Raw genomic sequence first — 23678 nt, forward strand, 5'->3', positions numbered from 1 at the left:
GGCTGCCAGGGTCACAAATGGCATCCACATATCGGTCTGGGCTCGAGCAATCCAAATCAGCAATCACTTCAGAAGCCGACTTCTTATCAACAACGAGCTGCAAACTGCCTTCCTGGAGATAAACATCATAAATCGTGCTTTCTTCAATTCCTTTATTAACTCCAATACCGCTGAAGTATCCAATATTGCCGTCAAAGACAAGCACTGTTTTTGCTGCCAGCTCATTCATTTCTCCTTGACTGGCAGCAGGGGCATCAATCACTGTGTAGGTTCCCTCTGGATCGGCCTGATCAGCAGCCGCAATCACTAAAGATCCACCTCTGTAATCAAAACGATCAGCAACCAGCGGCGCTGAATTCTTACTTTCAAGGCTGGCATAAATCTGACCACCTTCCATCACAAAGTTCTTGAATGTTGCGTGCTCGCTATCAAGGATGAGCAGTCGCCCCCCTTTGAGAGTCATTGTCTCAACGCCAGCCTCGTTATAGTTGCCGTCATAATCCCAGTCGCCTGTTACCTGTTCAGCAAATTCGAAATTATCTATTTTCGCTGCTTTAAACGAAGGCACGTCTTCGCATGGATTATCTAGATTCTCAAGATCACATGTTCTATCCGTACCAAATTTGATCGTATCAGTGCCCTCACCACCATCAATGATTCCCGAGCCAGAGACATTGGCGTTGGTCAAGAAAGTGTCATCTCCCCCCTTTAAGTCAATATTGGCTGAAGTCGTAATTTCGATCGAGCCAGAGTTGATGAATTTATTATCATCATTGTTTCCGGACAAAGCCGCCGCTGTGATTTCACCAGCATTATCCAATTGACCGACGGAAAGGTCTCCCCCCAGCACTTCTCCAGCACCTTCAACAATCAGAGACTGAATCTCTTGTGCAGTGTTTCCTAAATCAAGAGTTCCGTTCTTGATCCGTGTGTCACCCGACTGTCGAAAAGCGTTGGAGCCTCTCACCAGGAAGTCAGCTGATCCAGTCTTCGTAAAGCTGCCTTCTCCCGAAATCTCCCCAGCAAACGACTTACCATTGGAGCTTGTTGCAATCAAAGCAGCATCCGGATCTCGAAGCACGAGATCTCCTGAACCACTGAGAGACTGAACACGGTTGATTGTGCTGAGGATGCGTAAGGTCGCATCCTTGTCAATCTCCACATCCGTCGTGGATGGCAACGACGTGTTGCTGTCAATAATCAGCACGCCCTCACGGACGAGGGTATTTCCTTGATACCTTTGCTCAGAATCGCCACTGGAGGGCGCGTTGAGCAGCAAGGTTCCAGCACCGACTTTAATTAAATTACCTTCACCCTGAATTCCATCTTTAACGAAGATATAAACATCTTTGGAATCCTTTGTGACATTGATTCTCGAGTCCCCAATCAACTCCAAAGAAGCATCAGCACCAAGAATTAAATGCTGTCCATCAAAACTGAGGACTCCACCATCTACAACAATGGGCTCATGAATTGTCGCTCTATCGGTATTGCTAACACCATTGAGCTTGAAGATCAGCTGTGCATCTTTTTGAACTGTTGTTCCACCATTAGCGGAGCCCAGTCCCATACGATTCGTAACCCTTAGGGTTCCTTGCTTGACAACGGTTTCACCATCGTAGTCATTACTTCCGGACAGAGTTGTGGTCGCACTACCAGAGAAGGTCAGAGTCCCGCGAGTGGGAGACGGAATATCATCTGTAAACTCACCCGAGAATGTGACATTCTTACCATTGTTATTAATTTCACCACCCTCTTCGGCGATATAGAAGTTCTGCGCAAAGGTTTGGGCATCGTCACCTACGACCTCCAGAGTGCCACCCTCAAACACAGGTGCATACAACGATGAAGACACCTTCTTGCCATCGTAGGCACAAAAAGTTGCGCCATCGGTTCCACTACCCTTGGCTCCAACCAATTTATTGGAAGCAACATCAGCCTTGATGGTATTCACCGCACAACCACCGAATGCTTGAATTCGATTAACTATTTTACCACCATTAGTGTAATAGTCCTGGCCATTCCAATAGTAAACAAGGCCATTGTTGCTGCCAATATCAGTGTCAGGACGATTAAACTCGGAAGCCAAAGGAGGATTTCCGCTCCATCCGGAATAAATAAAGCCTCCACCATTACTCCCATCGTTCAAACACAATGCACCATCAGGTTCAATGCCCTCGTTATTCGTACAAGGAGTCGAAACGCCTAGGAGACCATTGTCAGAGGCAAAGATTTCATACCCTTCAGACAAACTCTTGGCAAGATTCTTGTTTTCTTCACCGTACCAAGCATTGAAAAACTGCTCAACGCCACTGCTCTCATCAACCCATTGCTTCAGGGATATTCCAAGAGCATCAGCATCATCGTTTGTCGTAATATAATACTCAACAGCATAAATATCCTCACCCTCAACACGAAGAATCGTCTGATAATCCTGCGGCAAGGTGTAGACATCAACCATGGAGCCTCCACTAGCGGTGGTGACATAATTCCCCTCTAGATCGTTCGCCTTGACGACGGCCGGCCAAAAGACCGAATTCGCGAAGCCAAGACCAAGGGCAACAACCAGGCCCGTTGTCTTAATCGCCATCGTCACATCGAGTAGATACAGAGATCATTCTTGCTGTCACGCGCAGAAATTCAACCGGTTCTTACAAAGCACAGACCATTCGAGGGAGAATGCTTTGATCTGAGGGGGGCGGGTATCAGTCCTGTGCTCATCGAGGTTGCAACTGAAAGCTCACACCATCGCTCGCGCGACAGTTCGTTCCACGATCGCGTCCTCACATCACAGCGCCGCCTCTCAAGCAATCCTCCTGGTTCGTTCCCACGCTGTGGGTCTTGTCAGTGAAGTCAAACCCAATCGTCTGTTCCTCATTCCCCTGGTTCCAGTCTCCAAGCCAGGCCAACTTCAAACTGGGGGTGAACAAACCAGTTTCACCGAAAGAACTTAGAGAGGGAGTTCTTGACCAACCTTCAACGGGGCAATCAACCATCAAATAACATACCGCTGATCTTGAGCTCCAGAGTTTTGCGAATAATCAAACCTTCTCAGCTCCAGGAATCACCTGCCACTCCGTATGTGTCGCCCACAGCCCCCAGATCGCCATCGCCCGTAGGTAATGGCAGGCACGGAAGGTGTTCACAGCGGTGATCGCTTCCGGCGTGCGGAACTGCAAGCCACCTGAATACACCTGGTTCACCACCGCTGAGCAGATTGCTTCAGCCGTCTGTTCTTCTCCCATCAGCTGGTAGTAGCTCGCAATCCCGAAGTTGATTCCGGTCCACACCTCCAAAGGATGGGTGCCATTCGGATCCAAGGGTGTGCCGTCACGGCGGAGTCCATTGGCTACACCAAGTGCTCCACCTTCAAACCGTTCGAAACAGGCTTCCTTCACAGCCTTGAGGGCACTGCGGCTGTTGGCCTCACTCACCACAGGCTCCAGCCCGAGCAAGCGGGCATAAAAATCACCACAAAGTTGATCGGCCATCACCACCGGAGTAGCACTTTCGGCATCGATGTCGTAGTACTCACCATTCCAGAGCAAGCGATCAAAGTTGCTGCGCGATTGCTCCAACCAACCACTGAACTCTCGCTGCTCCTCTGCCGTATCCAGCCCTGTTTTGAGCTGCAAGGTCTGACCAATGGCCAAGGCTGCTTCAAGAGCAGCGATCCAAAGCGCTCCGCAATAGGCGCTGACGCCCTGCAAAGGCCAATCATCAAAGGTCTGATCCGGTGCACCACCGTTATCAGGCAGGCCATCGTGATTGGCATCAAATGTTTTGAGATAGCGCAGGGCCTCCACAGCTGCTGGCCAGCATGCGGCCAAAAAGTTGATGTCTTCTCCGCTTGGGGCCAGCTTGAAGGTGCGCCAAACCTGCAGCACGAAGTCGCTACCGAGATCTTTCCAGAGGTTGCAGTCTTGATAGGCCGTGTAGTTGGTGGCATCCCAAGGCTGCTCATTGGGGGCACCCAAATCGTGGGGAGTGGCCCCCTTTACCTTGCGATCGGCTTCGACCCTGCCCTTGCCCTGGGTGAAATACCAACCGATCGGCCGTTGCGTTGCATCAGCAGCTGGAATCGCCCGAGCGAAGCTGCACAGCACAGCCTTATCGAGCTCCGGCCACAACTGAAGCAGGGCAAACGACCCGTAAAGGCGTACATCAAGACTTTCGTACCAGGCGTAGTCGAGGCACTCGAGCACGCCGAATCGGCCGAATGGATCAGCTGGCGTCGCCGCACTCCAGAGGCTGCCGCCGCTGCAAAGGTCGTAGAGCTCATTGAATAACGCCATCCGCAACGGTTCGGGGAGCTCACGGCGCTCCACTACGGGTTGCTGCCAGGCCTCAATCTGAGCCTGCCAACGACGCCAATCGCGCAGAGCTTCGGAAGCGATCGCAGCGGCCTGGTTGCCGTCTGCAGCAAAGAAATCGGTGTACCGCCGCAGGGCCTGGCTGCCGGTAGCAAAGGCCGTCACCGGCAGATCCCAGCTGATCACCACCGGAATCTCCAGGCTCTGGCCCGGCGCCAACTGGCACTGCACCGCCAGGGCAGCACTGAGCGGATCCGTCTTACCGCTTCGGCGATCGTTGTTGCTATCAGGAATCGTTCCATCGGCGCTGAAGCTGTTCCACAGCTCACTGCCATCCCCGTGGGGGTTCCAGCGGCTGCAGCGGTGGATGCGCACCCCCGGCTGCTCGGTGGTGGCGATGCACCACTGCCCCTCGCCTTCAGCAACAGGGTTGGAGACGTTGCCCTCCAGCACCACGCCTTTGAGGGTGCCATCGTCGACCCAGCGGTTGCGTTGGCCGTTGGTCTTGCCAATTGCTGGGGCGTAGTTGTGCTCCGGGCTGCCGTCGTCGCGGAAGTGCACCTCCGCGGAGGCATCGGTGTTGGTGAACCAGCCGGTGGTGTTGCGCCAGCTCAGCAGCAGCGATAGATCCAGGGGCTGGTCGGTGGGGTTGCGTAGGGTCCACACGAACACCGCCACTGGGTAGCTGGTGCGCTGATAGTCACCCGGCAGGATCGGGCTGAAGGCCTCGCAACGCACCTCGGCGTCATAGACGCCTTCGTAGTGCGTCCAACTCAGTGGATAGCGGGCGGCATAGGTGCCCGTGGTCTGCTCTGCGGTGCTGGCTGGATACCAATCCCAAGCGGATAACGGCTCTCCTGCTTCAGGCCGTGATGCATCCACATCCGGTTTCACCGCCAGGGCATGGGCGCGCGTTGCGGTGCCGTTGCTCTCGAACAATGCGAACTGGCAATCCGGCAGCACCCCAAACCAGTGCTCACCGCCATCCAGATGCCAGAGGTTGATGTTGCCGTCCGTTGCCCGACCGAAGCATCCCGCCCCAAAGCCACCAAGAGGCATGCCGTGATTGGCACCATCGTCGAGGTTGCTGGCGTAGCGCACCGTATAGGGGTTCTCCCAGCCCAGACCAAAGGGCCGGCTCCAGCTCGCCTCGGGCGGCTTCCAGCCTTTCGATTTGGAGCCACGGCCCAGCAGGGATTTGAGAGCAGACAATCCGAGCGGAGCCATGCATGGGCCGAGAGTCGCCCCAGATTGCCAGAGTTGGGCAGAAGGGCCAGGGGTCCAGCACAAAGCCCTCACCGCAGTGAAGGCCAGCACTGGTGGCGCATGCTCCGATCAGGACAGAGCGGTGAAATCCTGGAGGCTGAACTGGCCGTCGCCGCCAAGCACCTGGTCGAACGGCTCAGCCCTGGAGGCGATCTCCTGTAGAGAACCACCACCACGCAAGGCATCAAAGGCAGCATCCACCAGGCTCTGCTCACCAGCGGCATCATTCGAGAGCGCCCAGAACATCAAGCCGCCAAGCCCCGCCTCCTGCACGTAGGCCGCTTTACCGGCCACGGTGGCTGCGGTTTCGATCGAGCTCCACAGACCACTGACGGAGTCGTAGACGAATGCCGCTTTGGCGGTGTCATCCCAGAACAGCTGCAGGTTGCCGTTCTCTACCCCGGTGAGCAGATCCTTGACGTCGTAGCTGCCGGCTTCAAACGACCCGGCCGCCTGCGAGGAATCTCCCGCCTGTTGGTAGCCATTGGTGCCCCCGTCTTGCACGCCACCCCAGGCGCGGGTGTAAGCCGGAGCACCAAGCACCACCTTGCTGAGATCCACATCCGCCTGGCGGAACTGATCGATGGCGGTGAGCACGTCGTAGCCCCCCGCATCACCGGTCATGGCTGCCTGGTGGCCGGTCTGCGACTCCCAGCCTCCGTGGAAGTCGTAGGTCATCACGTTGTAGAAGTCGACATAGGGGTCGATCCCCTCAAGGTTGAGGTTGGCCAGCTTGTCGGCACCACCGGCGGTGGCGATGGAGATCTCCACCTCGCGGCCGGTCTGCTGCCGGAAGTTCTCCAGCTTCTGATCGAGCAGCTCCAAGGTGAGGGCGAAATTGGCGCCGTCCTGATCGCTCACCGCATTGCTGCCCAATCCACCACCACCCGGGTACTCCCAGTCGAAATCGACGGTGTTGAAAAAGTCGTAGCGGTTGAGGGTGTCGATCACGCTGTCGGTGAAGCTCTCCCGGCCCGCGACATCGTCGAAAGCCAGGCTGAAGTCTCCAGAGAGAGTCCATCCCCCCAGGGCAAAGCCAAGGTTGATGTGAGGGTTGAGCTGCTTGAGCAGATCCAGCTGACGCAGGTTGCCGGCCTCAGCATTGGGGTCCTCCCAACCCACCGGAAGGCCGGTGAGGGTGACGGACCCATCAGCTGCTGTTGAGAGAGAGAAATCACCGCCATTCACCAAGCCCTCGCGATAAGCGGCATCGAGGCCACTCCATTCGCGAGCGGAGAAGGTGCGGCTCACCTGCTGATCAGCGGTGAAGCGCTTGTCGGTGGCCGCCCAGGCGTCATGGATGAACAGATCGCCGCTGTCATCCACCCCGAAGAAGCTGTAGTTGAGGTGGGTGAGCTTGCTGGCATCCACATCGGCAACGCGGAAGTCGCGGCCATAAATGCCCCACTCTTCGAAGTAACCCACCACCCGCAGGCCATCGCTGGAGGGGGATGGATCGGGTGAGGGCGTTGGGTCGATTGGATCCACGGGATCGCTGGGAGCCGTTGGTTCGCTCGGAGACGTTGGTTCGACCGGCTCAGAGGTCTCACCAGGTGCTGTGGGAGTTGCCGGCTCTGCGGGAGCCGTCGCATCGCCAGTGTCGAAGCTCAGTGATGTCTGACCACTGAGGTCGCCACTGCCTTGGTAGTAGGAACTAAGGGTGCTGCCGGCCGCCAAGGCCTGACCCGCAGACCAGCTCGGCGCCGACAGGATGACGAGATAGCGGCCGTCGCTTTGCTGCTCCTGGCTGAGGCTGAAGTTGCTGATGCTCTTCAGGGCGTAATCGCTCAGGAAGCTCACCGACCAACCAGCTTCAAGCTCCTGTGCGCCAGCGTTAGTGACGGTGAGATTGCCCGAGAAGGTGCCGCTCCAGTGGTCGGTGACCGTGGCTTCCACCAGCACAGCCGCTGGTGGCGGTTGGGGAGCCGGTTCAGGCGCAGGTTCGGGTTCGGGTTCGGGTTCGGGTTCGGGTTCGGGTTCGGGTTCGGGTTCGGGCATTGGAGCAGGCTCTGGTTGGGGTTCCGGAGCTGGCACCGGTTCCACTCCGCTGCCTCCCACAAAGAACAGTTCATCAGTGAGGTTGCCGCTATTCGGCAGCCCCACGCTGTCGGCGTTGAAGCTCAGATTGATGCTTTGACCGGCCGCAATCGTGCTGTTCCATGCGGCAGGCGTCAGCGTCACCCTTACACCACCCTCTGGCAGTGGCTCGAGAGACGCATCTCCAGCCCAACTCTGGAAGTTCTGATGCAGCGTCTCAAAGCTGACCGACCAATCACTCAAAGGTTGATCTGAGCTGTTGGTGATGGTGAGCTGACCGCTCATCCCGCCCCAGTACAAGCTGCCACTGGCCTTCAGCGTTAGCGCCCCCATAGAAGGCGCCATTTCTTCCATGCCATGGCCTTCAGCATGAGCGCCAGGGTTGTGGTCATGCTGCATGTGCTCGGCATGGTGCGAAGCCACACCATTGGCGATTGAGGCACCCAGCGAATACACCGGTTGTCCGGGCTCCACCTGAAACCCATCAGTGAAGGCTCCAACTGGCGCATCCGGCGTCAGCAGCACGCTGCGATCGACCAAGGCCACATCGTTCTGATCGAAGCCAAGAACCGTCTCGAGATTGTCTTCTCGCACCTGATCAAAGTGAAATTCGACGTGATCGGCACGAAGTTCACTGGCCTGAATGCCCTCCAAGAGCACACTCTGGCCACTGGGTTGGACGACAATCAGAAGTCCCTGTGCTGTATCAACAGCAGAGACGCGTTCACGTGTTCCTAGATAGACAAAGCTGATCTTATCGACTTCAGGATTGAAATAACTGACAATCTCCTGAACACCATATTCATGAGAACGGATGTACACCGTTTCAGAAACAGATTCATCGAAGGATGAAAGCATAATCCGGCCATCAGCATCGGCCTGCACTCCATCCTGTTTGGGGCCACGATTCAGCTCCCAAGACAACACGCCTCCAATATCGGCCCGCAAATGCTCGTTACCAACAGGAGCAAAGTTATCGAGACAAAGCTGGTCCCAACGGATCGGGGAAGCACTCGCATCGACAATCCGCTGAAAATCATTGTCCTGCCATGGATTGACAATGACAGCAGAGCCATCTTCAAGCTTGCCGAGAATCAATCCATGAACAGAAATATCCCCGAAATCCAAAACATCACGCTCTGGATCAAATCCGGCGATATCAGCACCAGATGGATTGACGGAATAGATCGTTCCGCCACCATGAAAACCAAGCACAAGGCCCTTCCCAAACGTACAAAAACCCCAAGCATCTGAGCTGACCCTGGGAGTGACTTTTCAGCCCGAAAGCAAAGCCACGACCATTGGAATAACCCTGCCAATCCCCCCAGTCATGCCTCATCGATGATCAAACAGTGACAAAACATTTCCCGGCTCGAGCCGGGCGAGCTCCAGTCGTATTCAGCAACAACCAATGGGTGAAAACCGACCTCCGAGGCCCCGTCTCCACGGCCTCCTCTCGCCTTGGATAGACAGTCGCCTGACTCTGCGATGCGCCGCTCACTCCCCCCTCCTCACGGCACCTCGCCCCTGGCGGTGCCCTATTTAGGGATCCTGGCCAGCTTGCAGCTGATCGATCCCAGCGTCGCCAACATCGCTCTGGTCAAGGCCAGCGCCGCCATGCAAATGGAAGGTCCCACGCTGGCACTGGCCGCGAGCGTGTCGACCCTGGCACAGGCCGCCACGGTTCTCGTGATGGGCTTTCTGGGAGATCGCTACGGGCGCCGGCGGGTGCTGGCGGCGTCCCTGCTGCTGGCTCTGGTTGGCAATCTGCTGTCGATGCTGGCTGCCGAGGCCGATGTCTTTCTGCTGGGCCGGGCCCTTACCGGCATCGCCCTGGGATCCGTGCTCACCGGCACCTTTGCCAGCGTGCGTGCTGTGAGCAGGCCGGGGCACGTGAGCGCTGCGCTGGGCCTCTGGAATCTGCTGATCGTGGTGGGGTTCATCAGCGGCTCACTGCTTGGCGGCTGGATGGCGGTGATGCACTGGCGGCTGGCCATGGCACTGGTGCCCCTGATCTGCTTGGTGAGCCTGCCGCTCCTCCCGGTACTACTGCCGTCGATCCCCGCCAACCGCACACTGCGTGCTGACCGCGCCGGCCTGATCACGATTGCCTCGGCCGTGGTGCTGTTTTTGTACGGCATCAACCACGCCACTCCAGGCCTACGCAGCATCAGCTTCTGGCTGCCCACCGCCCTCGGGATGCTGCTCTTCGCCGTGCACATTGCGATCGAACGGCGCTGCCGCATGCCGATCTTTCCCCCACGGCTCTATCTGCGCGGTTTCTTTGCCGCAGCTGTGGTGAATGGGCTCGGCTGGAATGTGGCTCAGGCGGTGCTGCAACTGCAAACCAGCAACTTCTGGCAACTTGTGCAGGGCTACAGCACCAGCGCTGTGGCCCTTGGCCAACTGCCGTTTCTGCTCTGCTTTGGAGTCGGCGGCATCCTGGCGGGCCGATGGATGGCCCCGGGTCGGCGCACCCTTGTGCTGATGGGCTGGGGCAGCCTCGCCCTCACCCTTGGGCTCGCCCTCCTCGCGATCGTGCAGGTGCAAACGCCCTACTGGCAGCTGCTCCCTGGGCTCACCCTGGCGGGCATCGGCCTTGCCTTTGTGGCAGTTCCCCAGTCCGCCCTGTTCGTGCAGGAAGCGCCCAACAACTGCTTCGGCTCTGTGCTGGCCTTTCGAACCACCAGCGGCCAACTCGGCTTCGCCTTCGGGCTGGCCGTGAGCGGCACGATGGTGAGCGGATTCGGATTCAACGATCTGGTCACCCACCTGCAACTGGCAGGGCTGAGCGCTGATCGGATTCCCAATCTCGATCAACAGGTGCGCCTTTTTCTCAGAAACAGCCCGATCCACCTGGAAGGCATCGAGGTGGAGCCTGTGCTCCGAGTGATGCGGGAGGCATACAGCCAAGGGATGGCGGCCACGATGCTCGTGGTGGCCGCACTCACTGGACTACTACTCGCCCTCAGCTTGTTGCTCCTGATCATCGGCTCAGAGCAGCAGCTACTGCATCAAGAGGAACTCTGAACCCTCACCCACAAGCTCAAACAAACACCTGACTTACGGTGCTCTCCAGCACGTGCCCGGAGGAGGCAATCATCTCCGCATTGTCGGCAATGAACGCCTCCATCACCCCTGCTTCGGCCTGCATCACGGCGCAGACTTTGGTGGGATCGTCTTTGCTCACACCGCGATACAACGACGTAATTCCAGCAACCTTCTGAAGGGGCTTGGAGGCGTCGTAGGTCGCAGCCCACTCACTAAAGCTTTTGGTGATTGTGAAGGTGAGAACGTGCGTTTCAACCATGGGAAATTTTTGCGAAAACTACCACCAAGAACCGACCTTTTCAGCTCACATCTGCTCCGGGTGCGTTCTCGGCATCCAACAGAGCATCGAGGGTGACCGCTGTGCGCACCAGCGCCTGGTAACGCTGCAACAGCCGACGGTTCCGATCCAACCAACGAGCAGCGTCCGCTGCTCCCTCACCACCGCCGCTGCCACTGAACCCGACGGGGCCATCGGCATCCATCAGCTCCAGGTCGCCCTGCTGAGCGATCAGTGCGAGCAACAACTCATGGAGACGCTCACGCCGGTCTTTGCTCCCATCCGTGCTCATGTGCTGACGCCATTCAAGGCTGTGGCCATCTTGCAAGAACGGAGGCACAGAGCCCTCCCTCTTTGCACGAATGCTCAAGCCCATGACCACACCACAACGGTGCCGGTTACTGCTGGGTCTGCTCACCTTGGGCAGCTTGTGGCAGACGCCACCCCTGCAGGCCGAAGAGCTCTACACCCTCAAAACCACCTGCAGTGCATCCACTGAGGCCCAACCCTTCGCCTGCACGGTGACGGCACTGAACGTGAATGACACCACTGAGTATCACCACCGCTTTGGTGGTCGCTCGGTGGCCTACCGCGTCATCGAAAACCCCTATGTGCGCATCGAGGGCCGTCAAGCCGGAACACCTTGGAATTCGGTGAAGAGCGCCACGATCAATTTCAAGACCCAGGAGCTCTGCTTCAACAACCGAGCCTTCTGTGTCAACAACCCCACCTTTCTGGCCGATGTGCTGGTGAACAGCGGCGATGCCATGCAGGGACGCACCCAGGTGGGCATGGCTTTCGGTCGCAACGGCCGCGTAGACGTGGCCTGCTTCGACGAGGGCTGCACCCGACTGCTGGAGATCTTGAAGCGATGAACAAACAGCACGCAACCCCGCTTGCCGGGATCCTCAGCCTGATCATCAGCCTGCAACCCACCGCGGCAGTGGCCGTGATGGCCACCAGCGTGGAAGCCCCCACAGGCTCAACCTCTGAGATTGAACTGGCCCAACGCCGAGGTGGCGGCGGATCACGCGGAGGCAGAAGCCGTGGAGGCGGAGGCTCCAGAGGCGGAGGCTCCAGAGCAGGAGGCTCCCGCAGTTCCGGCTCCCGTAGTTCTCGAGGAAGCGGTGGCCGCACAGGCTTCAGCTCCTACAGCGGCAGTGGGTCCCGTCGCAGTGGATCGCGCAGCAGTGGTTCGCGAAGCAGTGGGTCACGAAGCAGTGGTTCACGAACTGCGGGAGCAAACCGCAGTACCCGGCAGGGCACGCGCCAATCCAACCAAGGCACCCGACAGACCAACCGCCAAAGCACACGCAGCACGCGCCAATCGAACCAGGGAAGCCGCCAAACCAACCGCCAAAGCACGCGTAACAGCCGCCAAACGGATCGCAACAATGCGATAAACACCCGGCAGGACGGACGCAGCAACCGCACCAATACCCGGCAGAACAACAGGACTGATCGCGTCAACACCCGCAATGACTCCTACAGAAAAGCTGCCAACAACTGGGATCGGTACGGCCGAGGCTGGTACAGCAACAATGGTTGGTCCAACAACCGCCCTTGGAACCACGGCTGGTACGGCGGGTCGACCTGGAACAACTGGGGCTGGTACCCCGGAAGGGCTGCCGCCTGGGGACTGGCCAGCATGGCGACCTTCGGTGTGATCAACAACCTGGTGAACTCAGCCCAGAGCAATGAGGTGAGCTACATCGTTGTTCCCGACTCCGATTATTCCCTCTATTACCCCAGCGTCACCGCCAGTGGCGACGTGATCACGTTCGAAGCCGATAACGGCTACGACACTGTTCGCTACAGCGCCAACTGCCAACAGGGCAGCCTCAACGGAGGCAGTCCCCAGGATGCCAATGAAGCGCAACTGCTCAATGCCGCCTGTCAGGTGGCGTTTGGCCAGTAACGTCTCCCTCATCCAACGACAGCATCAGCACCTGCAAACGCTCCTCAGCCAATGGGGCCAACGTGACAGGCCGAGCCCGGTAATCCGACGCCGCAGCAACCCTGCGAGCGATCGGGCCTCGGGCTTGGTCCCAACCCTGGAGGTTCAATTCGCTGTAAATCCGCTGCACGGTCGAGAAAGGATCTGTCACCAGCGCGTCGTAAGGCACTTCCAGCAATTGCCCTGGAGGGATCAAGGGGCGTGCCGCATCAAAAGCCTTCAGTAAGCAGCGATAGGCTTCCGCCGTTTGCTCAACTTGAGTGAGGTCATCAAGAGGCGCCTGCAAACCAACAAGATTTCCGAGTGACTGCTTCACCTGAACCAGTGAGCGGATCGTATCGATCGGCTCCCGCTTCAGAAAGACAAAACGAGCTCGCGGAAACAGCCGCAGCAACAGCGCAACTCTCGCAGTATGAGCTGGATTTTTGATCAGAAGCGTGTGCTTATCGGTACCGTCATGGAGCCAAGTCAAGCGGGTGAAGTGCACCAGCTTGCGCTCAAAATCTGGCGTAGAGGAAAGCACACAGCGTCGAAAATGATGCAGGTAGTGCCAGGGGAAGGCCACGCCAGCCATGTTCGTATCAGGCGTGAGACGAACCAAGCCAATCTCATCCTCCTGTGGATCCTGTGCTGACCACGGCACCGCATCGATCGGACGGGTGCGCGTCATCAACCGTTGCAAGAGTGGTATCAGCACAGGCTTCAGCAACACAGCCACCTGGGGGGCAACCGTGAGACTGTTGCGGGCGGTGGCAACGCCTGGATCCGCAGCCAGGAGTTGATGCAAAAAGGTGGTACCGCTGCGCCAATGGCCCACAATCACCACCGGATCATCTGGCAACCGCAGTGATCGACAACGATGGGCTAGCAGCAGCTGCTGCAACCAGGCCAGAGGCTCCAGAAGCACACCGGGCAGAACAAGATTGATCGCGACCGGGAGGCGGTTCCAACGAACACGACCATTGCGCAAGGATTTCAAGGCTGTAGCCGGCCGCAGGAAGCCTCCGGCGACAAGGCGATCCATCACGACCGAAAATATGTATAAACGCCTTGGAATAACCACATTTGCTGCACTGAGAAGATTTTATGCATAAGTTGCATGTCTGAGCGAACAGAACAAGCTGGGCATGTCCTTGGACACCCGAATCGCCTCGACCGTCCCTTCCATCGCAAAACAAGGCGGTTCTCTCCCTTCTCAACAGGTCCGACCCAGCCTGTGCTGCTGGGACGTTGCTTTTTTTAGCGCTTGTGATCTCTCCCGTTGCTTTCAACGGATCGGTAAAAACTTCAGCATTGTCCAGCTCACACCTGGGGCACTCGTGGGTCGTTTCACCGTGGTGCAGCTGCAGGGGATGAGCTTGCTCAGGCTGACGACCAACAAGGTGCTACTGCTCACGGGTGAGCGGGGAGAGGACACCACCAGCTTCTGCCTTGAGGTGACGGGGAACAGTGACGATCACCGGGTGCAATGTCAGCCCTTCCAACAATTTTCTCTCTACGGCTTCAAGCAGAACCTGCAAGAAGCGCACTTCCAGCTCAGCGCCGGATCAACAAGCATCCTGGCCATCACCTCCTGCCACCGGTTCAACACCTTTCTGACACGGGTCGGCCAAGAGCACTTGCTTGATCAATTAATGCTGAGCAACTGCATGCAACTTGATCAACAACTGCATCAAACCCTGAGCAATCATCTCTGCAAGATTTTCCAAAAGCCACCATCGACAGAACAGGAAAGCAGACTTGCCGCCCAAACAATCCTGGTCAGCATTCTGAGCTGCCTGCAAAGCAATACCAAACATTTCGTTCCTTTTGAACTATCAGCTCGTGACCAACTGGTTCAAGAAATGGTGTCTTGGGGAATCACCAATAGCAACACACCCCTCACCCTTGATCAGGTATGTCAGCAGCTGTTCACGTCTCGACGCACTCTCATCCTCGGTAGCAAGGAGAATTTCGGCTGCGGGCCGATGGAGTTGCTACGCATCATCAGACTCCAACAAGTGCATAGCTTGCTGCGATCAGAACAAGCACGCCAAAGGGCTGAGCTGCATCAGGTATGCGAAGTGGCCGAGTATTTCGGATTTCGCAGCCGTGGACATTTCGCCAGGGCTTACCAACAGCAGTTTGAAGAGAGCCCTCGTACAACCCTGCTTAAGTCTGTGGCTTAACCGCCTGCCGGGAACAGGAATTGCACTTGTGCGCGAATCGTCCAGTCACCCAAGAGCGTCTGGCCCTTAATCTCAGGTTTCACAGCGTTGTAGTAGGCGCTCAGCGAGGCATTCACAGGCTGGGTACCGATCACAAACACACGGCCAAAACCTGCACCAACAGGCACAGTCCAGCCCTTGTTGTCTGGATTGTTCCAGTTCGCAGTAATAATTGGCGAGCTGGTGAGATACCAACCTTTAGGCAAGTTGTAGTTCAAGAAAGGCTGGATCAACATTGTGCTCACATCCTGGCCATCACTGCCTGCAAAAGACCACACATTGTTGATCAGACCACCTGCCACAACAGGCCCTTTTGAATAGACCAGCACACCACTTGGCCCACCACTCCATCGCTTCGAACTGAGCCGGTTATCCGTTGCAGAGGGAATCACCAGCGTTGGCCCGAGGCCAACTGTGAGGTTGCCTTTCAGCGTGGGAACAAAAAACACAGACGGATTGATATCACCGAGAGCCTGGATTGAAGAACCGTTCGCCCAGGGCTTAGAGATAAAAGGAACAATCGTGCGTGTGACTAACGTCAACCCCTTGCTGACTGGAACAGGGATCACCGGCTGAATATTGACCACATTCAGGGTCTGATTGGGCTCCGCCTTCACGTAGCGCACGGGCTGCGTTGGATCCACTGAGGGGATGGGAAGCCGTGGAGCCCATTGCGTGGAAGGGGTTGCATTCCACTGAATCGGCAAACTGATCAGGCTGGCGATCGGGTTCTGTGCAGCCTTCGCCAGCGATCCTTCTTCCTCAGACTTGGATTCGTCGGGCGACACCGTCACCGTGTCATTCCCACCGCCTGAGATCTGACCGGCATCAGCGGCCTGGGCCAGCTGTTGCTCCTCAATCAACAGTGGACTGAAATCAAAATCAACAACGTTTCTCTCCAGCACCTTGTCATGCACCTCTGCTGACACCGAACTTGGCAACAGAAGTGAGAAGCCTCCGATCACCCCTGCAGCAATCAAAAAGCGAAGGGGGAAGCTACGCACAACACGGTCCTGAAAGTTGTGCATTTCATACCAGCCATAACCGGATAGCGGGGCAAAGTCTTAGCAGGTTGTGCACAAATGGAACCAGACCCCCCGCAACCGGGTTCGAACTGGCCCATGCAGCTTGTCACGCCCGCCCAAGGGAGCGTTTCCCTCTCCACCACATTCAACCTTCAAGGGCTTGGATCCAGCATTGCCCTAATCAAGGTCCCAATCGTGCAACTTTGATCTAGCGGAGAGCTTGAGCCAAGCAGCTATGGCTACCAGAAGGATGTTGCCCTTTTTGCCCAGCGGTGTCGCGCATGACCAGAACCCAACACGTTGACGGTTCCATCCTGCCGTTTCCTCCCAAGCCATCGGGGAGTAAGGCCGGAACGACGATGCAGGAGTCGACATACAGTCCGCTACCAGAACCCCAAAGGCTTCCTGACGATGCACCCAACATCCTTGTGGTGCTGATCGATGATGCAGGCCCGGCACTGCCGGAGTGTCTTGGAGGCGATATCCATGCCCCTGCTCTGCAATCAATCAAAGATGGTGGCGTGGGCTTCAATCGCTTCCACACCACAGCGATGTGTTCACCAACGCGCTCCTCGCTGCTCTGCGGTCGCAACCACACCTTCGTGGGCAATGGCCAGATCTGTGAATTCGCCAACGACTGGGACGGTTATTCAGGTCGGATTCCAGAAAGTTGTGCACTGCAGGCCGACGTCCTGCGCAACTACGGCTACGCAACCGGGGCATGGGGGAAGTGGCACAACACACCGTCCAACGAAACCACTGCGGCAGGTCCCTTTGAGAACTGGCCAACGGGTCTGGGATTCGAATACTTCTACGGCTTCCTCGCCGGTGAAGCCTCCCAATACGAGCCCCATCTGGTGCGCAACACCACGGTGGTATTGCCGCCTAAAACGGCAGCGGAGGGGTATCACATCAGTGAGGACCTGGCCGACGATGCCATCAACTGGCTGCAAACCCACAAGGCGCTCCGCCCCGATAAGCCTTTCTACATGTACTGGGCATCAGGAGCCCTGCATGGCCCGCACCATGTCAACAAGGAATGGGCTGATAAGTACAAAGGCAAGTTCGACGATGGCTGGGACGCCTACCGCGAGCGTGCCTTCAAGAATGCCAAAGCCAAAGGCTGGATTCCCGAAAATGCCCAACTCACTCCACGCCATCCCCGGTTAGGAGCTTGGGATTCCATCCCCGAGCACCAGAAGCCCTTCCAATCGCGTTTGATGGAAGTGCTGGCAGGCTTTGCCGAACACACCGATCATCAGGTTGGTCGTATCGTCTCCGAAATTGAACGACTGGGATACGAAGACAACACCCTGGTGGTCTACATCTGGGGAGACAACGGCTCCTCCGGTGAAGGCCAGGACGGCACGATCTCTGAGCTGCTTGCGCAAAACTCCATTGCCACAGAGATCGATGAGCACATCAAAGTGCTCGACGAATTAGGTGGACTGGATGCGCTTGGCTCCCCACTCGTGGACAACATGTATCACGCAGGCTGGGCCTGGGCTGGCAGTACGCCTTATCAAGGCATGAAGCTGATGGCCTCTTACCTCGGCGGCACTCGCAATCCGATGGCGATCAAATGGCCGAAGGGCATCAAGCCGGATCCCAAACCTCGGTCGCAGTTCCACCACTGCAACGATCTGGTGCCAACGATCTACGAGCTGGTAGGAATCACTCCACCCAAGATGGTGAATGGTGTCACTCAGGATCCGATTCACGGCACCAGCTTTGCCTATGCCTTCAATGCACCGGATGCACCGGGTGAACTTCACACCCAGTTTTTCGACATCATGGGCTCTCGATCCATCTACCACAATGGATGGATGGCTGGAGCCGTGGGGCCACGCCTACCTTGGGTGAAGGGTGTGGACCCAGATATCCTCACCTGGTCACCCGACACCGACGACTGGGAGCTCTACAACCTCGACGACGATTTCAGTCAGAGCAAGAACGTCGCGAATGAGTATCCAGAGAAGCTGCAGATGCTCAAGAATCTGTTCCTGGTGGAATCGGCGAAGTACAAAAATATGCCGATTGGTGGTGGACTCTGGACCATCATCTTCCACCCAGAACTGAAGGTGGCCCCGGAAGCAACATCCTGGGAGTTGCCTGGCACCATTACCCGCATTCCCGAGCCCTGTGCTCCACGACTTGGTTGCCTGAACAACAAAGTTGTGATCGATATGGAAATACCAGAGAATGCAAGTGGTGTGCTCTACAAACTCGGTGCCAATTCAGGTGGTCTCACCCTCTACATGGATGAAGGAATTCTCACCTATGAATACAACCTGTTCATCGTTGAGCGCACCAAGCTGCGCTCTGATCAGCCACTGCCGGCTGGCAGACACAAGCTGGAGGTCGTGACCCGGCACACCGACGACAATCCAAGGGGCCCGCTCTCGATCAAGGTGTCCCTCAATGGCACACAGCTGATCGAAGGCATTGTTCCAAGGGTGGCAGCTGTGCTGTTCACCGCTAATGACTGCCTGGATGTTGGTCAAGCACTGGGGTCGCCGGTTTCCTTGGATTACCACGAACGTGCTCCGTTCAAGTTCAACGGATCAATTCACACCATGCACGTGGAGTATCTCGAATAGGGCACGTCATCCCAGGTACCCATTCAGCAAGCCAAGCATCTCAACATCAAAGGATGTTGAGATGCTTGGCCGAATACATCGCACTTGAAAACACACTGGATCTAGGCAGAAATCATGCTTCTGAGCCACAAGAAACCAAGTGCCTACTTGGATCTGGGGCCAATGCAGCAACAAGCCGGGCGACGTCTCAGAGCTTGACGGGGTCAAGGCTCAGCAGCCTCAGTGACCACCGCAAGCCGCGCAATCCGCTTTGCACAGAGAAGCCAATCCGGCCTCCTCGTGCTTGGGGGTTGTGATCGACATTAGGCGAGGTGCGACAAGCGCCTCCATGACTTGAACAAACGATCGACCTGCTCAGCAGGGACGAGACGTGAGAGCTTGCCCTTAACCTTCAGAAAGCTTGCGGTGAGCTTTGTCTGCCTTCCTCAGGATCTTTTGAGCCTGCTCTCTGGTGAGGCACTCCTCAGCCTTGACCTTGAGCTTGATCAGTTTCTTGTGCTGCTTCTCAGGGTTCATAGACCAGGCCCTCCTTAAGCCAAGTTTAACCCATGATTAAGGGTCGTCGACTTGGGCCGCCCGGACCGCTTCGTTTTGCGCAGCCAAGACTGATGCTCATGGCCCCTCAATTCGATTACCAAGGGTCATGAGCTTTTCAAGCCTCAATTTTCTTAAAAGCTTGATCCCCCAATCAGCCACTGGAGGACGCGCAATCGTTTGCTCAGTTTGGAGTTGAGCCTTAGGAGTAACATTTTTCTCTGCCATCTCGCAAGCTCTACAAACAAATAAAATGCTACACGCTTCTCCAGCACATCACTTCCAGCATCAAAAAAGTTAAACGATACACATTCCCTGTCATCAAGATCCATATCTTTCTGTTGATTTTCAAGGCGCTACTGCCGCTCTGCTGCCGACCGAAAACAAAAAGGTCTGATCACTTTCCTTCTTCTGAAGGAATAGAGAGACGCAGAGCAAAATGTGGAGACAGAAGCCAGGCAGACCGCGGACTGAAGGGTGTTGGCCATCACACCCTCAGCCCGAACGAACACAGCCCACAAACATCAAATCCTTCAAAGATCCGACAACAACGTCACTTCCCACATCCTCATTCAGAGGCGCATTGGATCAAGAGGCTTGCTCTTTTTCTTTGAGCTCCAAGCTGAGGAAATAATTCAAGAACGTCCGCACCAACGCCACTGCACCGAGCTGAATCAGTGCTGATGCATCCCGGCTGATGGTGGTCTGCACCACATCAGCTCCGAGCTGAAACTCCAAGGCCAAGGCCAGCCAACCACCAAAGGTGAGACGGGCTGCCGTGAGGGGACCGCGCTCCAAAAGCCGAGGCGGAATGGCCCGCAAGCGCAGGGGACCTCGCGGGCTGAACACCGCCAAGAGACCAACCCCAACGGACAGAACCGACAAACTCTCAAGAATCAAACGCAAGCCCTCGGCGGCATGCATCAACAACTGATCAGCCCACTCCATCGACCTCAACTCCAGATCTGAAGCGATTGTGAGCAAGGGAAGGAAGATTGGCCAGCAACAATCCATCGCCAGGCTGAGATTCAGCACAATCGGCACCTCCATGGGCTGACCAAAACAGCGACGATTTCTAGCCTTCAAGCAGCGGAACACCCCCTCGCTCGAGGATGACCAACAGCAACACAGAGTTAGCCAAAACTCGTAACCGTGCTGCCGCTGAGCGCACCACGCTGGCCTGGATCCGCACGGCTCTGGCCTTGATCAGCTTCGGTTTCGGCCTCGACAAAATCATCGGTGCCATCCGCCACAACGATCGAGGCGGGAGTGCATCAGGTGATCTGAGTGTTCAGCTGATGTCGATGGGGTTCATCGGCATCGGCATCTTCACCCTGCTGATCGCCATGCGCCAACACAAGCGCGAACTGGAGAAGTTACGGCATGACCCCTATGTCTATCGCCACGAGCCATCCCTCTCGATCGCCACAGCAACGGCCGTTCTTTTGATTGGCATTGCGGCATTCCTGCTGCTGTTGTTTGGACTCTTTCCAGCCTGAATCAAACCAAGTTTTGCTCCTGAAACCGCCGTACCCACTCCGCTATGTCACTCCTGATTGCACTGGCCCTCTTTCTGGTGATGGTGTCACTGGGCCTGAATCTGCCCAGCATGCGCTTCGATCTTTTGAGGCGCAGACCAGCACTGCTGCTTCGTGTCTTAGTGGTGACCTGCATCGGTCTGCCCCTAATTGCCATCTTGCTACTCCACTCTCCTCTGGGAGAGGGTGTGTCTCCCACCATGGCCACAGCCGTGATGATCATGGCGATCTGCCCCAGCGCACCGATGATCACCCTGAAAAGCAGGCAGGTCGCCAACGATCCTGAATTAGCGGCAAAACTGCAGTTCTGGTCAGCTTGCGCCGCAGTCATCAGTGTGCCCTTGTGGATCAGTCAGCTCCCCACTGAGGCCGGCGAAGCCATCTGGACGATCCCGGCAAAAGATGTCGCCGCTCAGGTTCTACAAGTGCAATTGGTTCCTCTGCTACTGGGCGTGATCTTGCGCCGTTGGCGTGGGGCATGGGTCGAACGCTGGAATCCTCTCATCCAAAAAACAGCCTCAATCGTGCTGTTGCTGCTGTTGGTGTTGATTCTGCTCGTGGCGTTGCCGCAGGCGGCACCCTTGTTGATCCGGGATCTTCAAGGGGCATTGCTAATGCTGATCCTGACCATCGCGGCCCTGGGTCTGGGCTTCCTGATCGCCAGTCAGAACAAGGACGAGCGCAGCACTCTTCCCCTGGTGGTGTCCATGCGCAATCCAGGACTGGCCCTTCTTCTGGTGCAACGCATGGCTCCCGATGCCATGGATCTCAAAGCCGCTGTGGTCGGCTACGTGTTGATGACGGCTCTGGGGTCAGCACCCTTTGTGAAGTGGCGCACCAGCATCACCGCACAACAACAGATCCCCGCACAAGACTGAATGGCCAGCATCACACCTGATCCCAACGACGAAGCCACGCGCAAGACAGGTCTCCACCAAGGCAGCGACATCGCTGCACTGCTCATCGCGGCAACGATCGGCTACCTGGTCAATCTGGTGCTGCCCATCCTGCTCGCCGCATGCATCAGTTGCAGCCTGTTGATCATGCTCAGCCGTCTGCGCCGCCGTCTGCATCGTCCAAGCCAATGGTGGGGAAGCATCGGCCTGTGCTCAGGCTGTTTCATCGGCACCGCCTCATCCATGGTGGTCGACATGCAACAAGGGGGGAGCAGTCACAGCCTGTGGGAACGCTTGGCCCTGGTGCTGCTGCTGGGAATCACTGGGTTCCTCTCAGGTCGCCGAGTCGGGATCGATCCCAAGGCAATCGAGGGACGCTCGATCGGCGACCTGCTCCGCTCTTTGAGCGGAACCTTCACTGGGGTGTTTGGCGTCGTGGTGGCGATCACGTTTATCTTCAGCGGTCTTGATGAAGCGCGAGCTGCCTCCAGTCGACTCAGCACCTCGCTGACCATCATCGTGTTGTCACTGGTTGGGCCTGGCTGGATCAGCCATCGACTCAGGAAACATCTCCACCATCACCACCAAGCCTGAACACAACCATGCTTGAGGCGAAATCCGATCATGCTGTTCTGGAGGGAAGAAGACTGCGCCACACGGCAACCGCCGTTCGCGAGCCGCTGGCAATGGCCCCTTCGATAAAGCCTCTCCAGCCTTCACCATGATCCCCGGAGGCAAAGAAAAGGTGACCCTCCTGCCGAGGCAGAGCATCAGCAAAGCGCACAAAGGTTCCGGGTCGATACGTACACCAGCTGCCCTGAGACAGAGCATCCCCTCCCCAATCGTGACCGAAGGTTGAAAGCAGCCGAAGACCCGGAACAAACTCCTCGAGGACTGGTTGCCAATCGGCAACAGACCTCTCAAGTGCATCCGGCTCCAGGCTGAAACCAGCCAGGACCGAATGCTGTTCACCGCGCTGATACGTAAAGCTGCCGATCAAAGGAGACTCAGTGGACCTGGCCAGGGTCATCACGGCACCTGGGTCACCCTCCACCTCAAAGAACACCTTGGCGCCACCACCCACATGCTTAAGCTTTGAAGCCTCCACTTTTACCGACTGCAGTGGAGGATCAAACGCCACATTGTGAAGCACATTGAGCGGCAGCGTCACAACAGCCCGCTTGGCCGTCACCTGCTCCCCGGCCGCGGTCGTCACCGTCACGCCGTTGGCAGTCTGGTGAACGGATCTCACGGGAGTGTCCAACAACACATCAAAGCCACCGTCGCTGGCGATTGCTTCAACGAGTGCACCGGTACCAAGCTTGAGTTTGTAACGGGCTGCTGCGTCATTGAACAGTGCATAATTCCAACCCGTGAGCGACCAACAACGCATCATCTCCAAGTAAGAGGCGTTCTCGGGCTGATTCATCGACAGGATCTCCAGGAAGCCACCGATGCTGGTGCGCTGCAATGGAGTCAGCTCCATGGACTGCAGACGGTCGGCCACGCTCAGGGAGTCGCGTTCCTTGATGGCAGCCCAGTTGTAATGAGAGTCGTAAGGACGCTCCCAAACCAGAGGAGCTTCAGCGAAGAACTGCTCAAAACCTGCGACGAACTCACCGAGTTGATCGTCCCGTAACTCACAAACCTGACCATCGACCTTAATCGCAACCCGCTCCGCAACACACCCAGGGGTTTCCTGAATTTCGAGGCCGTAGCGCTCCTTTTCCGCCCACACAAAGGGCTGCGTCCAGTGGATCCAGGTGCCACCCAGCTCCACATGGAATCCATTGCGATCAGTACTCCAGGTACGACCACCTAAACGATCGCGTGCTTCAAGCACCAGCACGTTGAGTCCGCGCTTCTGCAGATCCCGGGCAGCGGTGATGCCTGCAAAACCACCACCGATCACTACTACATCAACGTCTTCACGCATCACGGTAAATAAAAATCAGAGCATTTCCCTGATCAATGCCT

General features: G+C 56.8%; 17 protein-coding genes. 8 read left to right on the top strand and 9 right to left on the bottom strand.

The window, feature by feature from the left end; translation table 11 throughout:
* The 3 genes from DXY10_RS12155 to DXY10_RS12170 form a co-directional block, all read right to left on the bottom strand.
* On the bottom strand, positions 1-2590 hold a 2590-nt coding region (locus DXY10_RS12155; protein WP_170955833.1), incomplete at its 3' end, for an autotransporter-associated beta strand repeat-containing protein.
* 451 nt (positions 2591-3041) lie between these two features.
* On the bottom strand, positions 3042-5540 hold the full coding sequence (locus DXY10_RS12165; protein WP_115019744.1) for a GH116 family glycosyl hydrolase: 2499 nt from the start codon (positions 5538-5540) through the stop codon (positions 3042-3044).
* Between the two features lie 108 nt (positions 5541-5648).
* The gene (locus tag DXY10_RS12170; protein ID WP_115019690.1) at positions 5649-8831 is read right to left on the bottom strand and encodes a glycosyl hydrolase family 18 protein; all 3183 of its coding nucleotides are present in this window, start codon (positions 8829-8831) and stop codon (positions 5649-5651) included.
* A 273-nt stretch (positions 8832-9104) separates the two neighbouring features.
* Here DXY10_RS12170 and DXY10_RS12175 point away from each other — a divergent pair, with 273 nt between their 5' ends.
* The gene (locus DXY10_RS12175) at positions 9105-10646 is read left to right on the top strand and encodes an MFS transporter (protein ID WP_115019692.1); all 1542 of its coding nucleotides are present in this window, start codon (positions 9105-9107) and stop codon (positions 10644-10646) included.
* Between the two features lie 16 nt (positions 10647-10662).
* On the opposite strand, the gene DXY10_RS12180 is transcribed toward DXY10_RS12175, so the two are convergent.
* Positions 10663-10926 carry a DUF3764 family protein gene (locus DXY10_RS12180; RefSeq protein WP_115019694.1) on the bottom strand — a complete coding sequence of 88 codons (264 nt, stop codon included), beginning with the start codon at positions 10924-10926 and terminating at the stop codon, positions 10663-10665.
* Positions 10927-10966: 40 nt separating this feature from the next.
* Positions 10967-11236 (bottom strand): hypothetical protein, encoded by a 270-nt coding sequence (locus DXY10_RS12185; protein WP_115019746.1) that lies wholly within the window; start codon positions 11234-11236, stop codon positions 10967-10969.
* A gap of 82 nt (positions 11237-11318) precedes the next feature.
* On the opposite strand from DXY10_RS12185, the gene DXY10_RS12190 reads away from it, so the two are divergent.
* The gene (locus tag DXY10_RS12190; protein ID WP_115019696.1) at positions 11319-11819 is read left to right on the top strand and encodes a hypothetical protein; all 501 of its coding nucleotides are present in this window, start codon (positions 11319-11321) and stop codon (positions 11817-11819) included.
* Positions 11816-12862 carry a hypothetical protein gene (locus tag DXY10_RS12195; RefSeq protein ID WP_115019698.1) on the top strand — a complete coding sequence of 349 codons (1047 nt, stop codon included), beginning with the start codon at positions 11816-11818 and terminating at the stop codon, positions 12860-12862. The genes DXY10_RS12190 and DXY10_RS12195 overlap by 4 nt, the downstream gene beginning before the upstream one ends.
* Here DXY10_RS12195 and DXY10_RS12200 read toward each other — a convergent pair.
* A complete protein-coding gene (locus DXY10_RS12200) occupies positions 12828-13925 on the bottom strand; it encodes a sulfotransferase (RefSeq protein WP_115019700.1) in 1098 nt (365 codons plus the stop codon). The genes DXY10_RS12195 and DXY10_RS12200 overlap by 35 nt on opposite strands.
* A gap of 103 nt (positions 13926-14028) precedes the next feature.
* On the opposite strand from DXY10_RS12200, the gene DXY10_RS12205 reads away from it, so the two are divergent.
* The gene (locus DXY10_RS12205; protein WP_115019702.1) at positions 14029-15069 is read left to right on the top strand and encodes a helix-turn-helix transcriptional regulator; all 1041 of its coding nucleotides are present in this window, start codon (positions 14029-14031) and stop codon (positions 15067-15069) included.
* On the opposite strand, the gene DXY10_RS12210 is transcribed toward DXY10_RS12205, so the two are convergent.
* Positions 15066-16136 carry a neuromedin U gene (locus tag DXY10_RS12210; RefSeq protein WP_244282297.1) on the bottom strand — a complete coding sequence of 357 codons (1071 nt, stop codon included), beginning with the start codon at positions 16134-16136 and terminating at the stop codon, positions 15066-15068. The two genes, DXY10_RS12205 and DXY10_RS12210, sit on opposite strands and share 4 nt — an antisense overlap.
* Positions 16137-16414: 278 nt before the next feature.
* On the opposite strand from DXY10_RS12210, the gene DXY10_RS12215 reads away from it, so the two are divergent.
* Positions 16415-18733 (top strand): arylsulfatase, encoded by a 2319-nt coding sequence (locus DXY10_RS12215; RefSeq protein WP_115019704.1) that lies wholly within the window; start codon positions 16415-16417, stop codon positions 18731-18733.
* A 1122-nt stretch (positions 18734-19855) separates the two neighbouring features.
* On the opposite strand, the gene DXY10_RS12225 is transcribed toward DXY10_RS12215, so the two are convergent.
* The gene (locus tag DXY10_RS12225) at positions 19856-20317 is read right to left on the bottom strand and encodes a DUF1622 domain-containing protein (RefSeq protein WP_371411157.1); all 462 of its coding nucleotides are present in this window, start codon (positions 20315-20317) and stop codon (positions 19856-19858) included.
* A 62-nt stretch (positions 20318-20379) separates the two neighbouring features.
* On the opposite strand from DXY10_RS12225, the gene DXY10_RS12230 reads away from it, so the two are divergent.
* Genes DXY10_RS12230 through DXY10_RS12240 form a run of 3 tightly spaced genes read left to right on the top strand, consistent with a single transcriptional unit; the run spans position 20380 to position 22295 of the window.
* Positions 20380-20766 (top strand): YidH family protein, encoded by a 387-nt coding sequence (locus tag DXY10_RS12230; protein WP_115019707.1) that lies wholly within the window; start codon positions 20380-20382, stop codon positions 20764-20766.
* A 44-nt stretch (positions 20767-20810) separates the two neighbouring features.
* Positions 20811-21683, top strand: coding sequence for a bile acid:sodium symporter (locus tag DXY10_RS12235; RefSeq protein ID WP_115019709.1), 873 nt, complete (start codon positions 20811-20813; stop codon positions 21681-21683).
* Positions 21684-22295, top strand: coding sequence for a hypothetical protein (locus tag DXY10_RS12240; protein WP_115019711.1), 612 nt, complete (start codon positions 21684-21686; stop codon positions 22293-22295).
* A 28-nt stretch (positions 22296-22323) separates the two neighbouring features.
* Here the strand turns inward: DXY10_RS12240 and DXY10_RS12245 are convergent, their stop codons facing one another.
* A complete protein-coding gene (locus tag DXY10_RS12245) occupies positions 22324-23637 on the bottom strand; it encodes an NAD(P)/FAD-dependent oxidoreductase (RefSeq protein ID WP_115019713.1) in 1314 nt (437 codons plus the stop codon).
* Positions 23638-23678 lie beyond the last annotated feature (41 nt).

The organism is Synechococcus sp. UW140 (assembly GCF_900474295.1).
Taxonomy (GTDB): domain Bacteria; phylum Cyanobacteriota; class Cyanobacteriia; order PCC-6307; family Cyanobiaceae; genus Synechococcus_C.

What these genes read in the sequence shown, in the direction of transcription:
- DXY10_RS12165 (WP_115019744.1), bottom strand. Translation starts at nt 5,540, where the DNA reads ATGGCTCCGCTCGGATTGTCTGCTCTCAAATCCCTGCTGGGCCGTGGC.
- DXY10_RS12175 (WP_115019692.1), top strand. Translation starts at nt 9,105, where the DNA reads ATGCGCCGCTCACTCCCCCCTCCTCACGGCACCTCGCCCCTGGCGGTG.
- DXY10_RS12180 (WP_115019694.1), bottom strand. Translation starts at nt 10,926, where the DNA reads ATGGTTGAAACGCACGTTCTCACCTTCACAATCACCAAAAGCTTTAGT.
- DXY10_RS12185 (WP_115019746.1), bottom strand. Translation starts at nt 11,236, where the DNA reads ATGAGCACGGATGGGAGCAAAGACCGGCGTGAGCGTCTCCATGAGTTG.
- DXY10_RS12190 (WP_115019696.1), top strand. Translation starts at nt 11,319, where the DNA reads ATGACCACACCACAACGGTGCCGGTTACTGCTGGGTCTGCTCACCTTG.
- DXY10_RS12195 (WP_115019698.1), top strand. Translation starts at nt 11,816, where the DNA reads ATGAACAAACAGCACGCAACCCCGCTTGCCGGGATCCTCAGCCTGATC.
- DXY10_RS12200 (WP_115019700.1), bottom strand. Translation starts at nt 13,925, where the DNA reads ATGGATCGCCTTGTCGCCGGAGGCTTCCTGCGGCCGGCTACAGCCTTG.
- DXY10_RS12205 (WP_115019702.1), top strand. Translation starts at nt 14,029, where the DNA reads ATGTCCTTGGACACCCGAATCGCCTCGACCGTCCCTTCCATCGCAAAA.
- DXY10_RS12210 (WP_244282297.1), bottom strand. Translation starts at nt 16,136, where the DNA reads ATGCACAACTTTCAGGACCGTGTTGTGCGTAGCTTCCCCCTTCGCTTT.
- DXY10_RS12215 (WP_115019704.1), top strand. Translation starts at nt 16,415, where the DNA reads ATGACCAGAACCCAACACGTTGACGGTTCCATCCTGCCGTTTCCTCCC.
- DXY10_RS12225 (WP_371411157.1), bottom strand. Translation starts at nt 20,317, where the DNA reads ATGGAGGTGCCGATTGTGCTGAATCTCAGCCTGGCGATGGATTGTTGC.
- DXY10_RS12230 (WP_115019707.1), top strand. Translation starts at nt 20,380, where the DNA reads ATGACCAACAGCAACACAGAGTTAGCCAAAACTCGTAACCGTGCTGCC.
- DXY10_RS12235 (WP_115019709.1), top strand. Translation starts at nt 20,811, where the DNA reads ATGTCACTCCTGATTGCACTGGCCCTCTTTCTGGTGATGGTGTCACTG.
- DXY10_RS12240 (WP_115019711.1), top strand. Translation starts at nt 21,684, where the DNA reads ATGGCCAGCATCACACCTGATCCCAACGACGAAGCCACGCGCAAGACA.
- DXY10_RS12245 (WP_115019713.1), bottom strand. Translation starts at nt 23,637, where the DNA reads ATGCGTGAAGACGTTGATGTAGTAGTGATCGGTGGTGGTTTTGCAGGC.